The following is a 1,133-nucleotide window of genomic DNA, read 5'->3' on the forward strand; positions in this document are numbered from 1 at the left end:
ATTTAAGCCAGACGTGCATATCGTGAATCGAATGGCCATCGGGGATAGGCTCAGTCGGAATAGTCAAATCAGTAATACCATGAACAAATATTTTTCGGCCAGCCCATTCTTTATCAACTTTCTTGGCCAAATCAGAAACGGCCATCAAGGTTTTGCCAGAACCAGGAACACCCGTGATTAAAGTAATCATTTCAAAAATCCTCTATTTAATAAATTTCAAAGACCTATAAGAAGCCCAAATTCCAAAAGAAAAAGAAAAACCGCCAAATATAACATTGAACGCTTCAGGAATACCCGCAAGACCCAAAAGACCGACCAAATCGGCAGGCATAGCGAAATAATTTGTTTTTATATAGTCAAGAATGCCCTCAACTGCAAAACTTAATCCCTCATAAGAAACAAGAGACACGCCCAAGCCAACAAGAATATTAAAAAAAAGTGTTTTGAGCGACGGCAAAAAAGTGACAAAAAGTCTGCCAATGTAGGACATTAAAATACGGAAAAGACCAGCAATAAAAGCAGGCATTTTTTTATCCTTTCATCGAATTGACGGTTCTGAAAACCATCATTGCAGATACGAAATAAGCAAGCGTTATAAATACATATCTCAACCTTTGGGCAGCTTCGCATATAGGCGACCAAGAAAACGAATGACGACCAAACTGACCAAAATCAAGCAAAATATCTTGAGGACACTGACCGGCAGTAGAAAAAGCAGAAGATGGCCTAAATGTTCCAAAATCACCATTAGACTTAAGGCCGCCCCAATTAGGCTCACCATCACCTTTTCCAAACGGAGACTCAGGGACTTCAGGCAATTCATAATTTTGACCACCACCGCCATCCCCTTGACCACTCGCACCGCCTTGACCGCTTCCACTTTCCTTTCCACCTTGGCCGCTTCCACTTTCCTTTCCGCCTTGACCGCTTCCACTTTCCTTTCCGCCCCCTTGCATTCCGCCGTCGGGCGTGGTGGCGTGGGAAGCAGAGCTTCCACCACCGCCACCACCGCCCCCCGCGGACGATCCATTAGGGCTTGATGAATCGCTGTCTTGCTTATTAGTGGAACTTGATGAGCCGGTAGAACCAACATTAGGACTTTCTTCTTTTGGCTTGTGCTTATAAGTACAAAC

The 1,133-nt window shown here is 44.0% G+C and carries 3 protein-coding genes; all 3 read right to left on the bottom strand.

Annotation, left to right across the window (positions count from 1 at the left end):
• A partial coding sequence (locus tag HMPREF3052_RS00005) for a zonular occludens toxin domain-containing protein (protein WP_283126920.1) occupies positions 1–190 on the bottom strand: 190 nt, incomplete at its 3' end.
• A 12-nt stretch (positions 191–202) separates the two neighbouring features.
• Positions 203–526: a DUF2523 domain-containing protein gene (locus HMPREF3052_RS00010; protein WP_070747468.1), complete on the bottom strand. Its 324-nt coding sequence runs from the start codon at positions 524–526 to the stop codon at positions 203–205.
• A 4-nt stretch (positions 527–530) separates the two neighbouring features.
• On the bottom strand, positions 531–1,133 hold a 603-nt coding region (locus HMPREF3052_RS00015; protein WP_283126921.1), incomplete at its 5' end, for a virulence factor TspB C-terminal domain-related protein.

It is taken from the genome of Neisseria sp. HMSC056A03 (assembly GCF_001815685.1).
Classification (GTDB): domain Bacteria; phylum Pseudomonadota; class Gammaproteobacteria; order Burkholderiales; family Neisseriaceae; genus Neisseria; species Neisseria subflava.

Coding starts and splice junctions, on each gene's coding strand:
- HMPREF3052_RS00010 (WP_070747468.1), bottom strand. CDS start 526: ATGCCTGCTTTTATTGCTGGTCTTTTCCGTATTTTAATGTCCTACATT.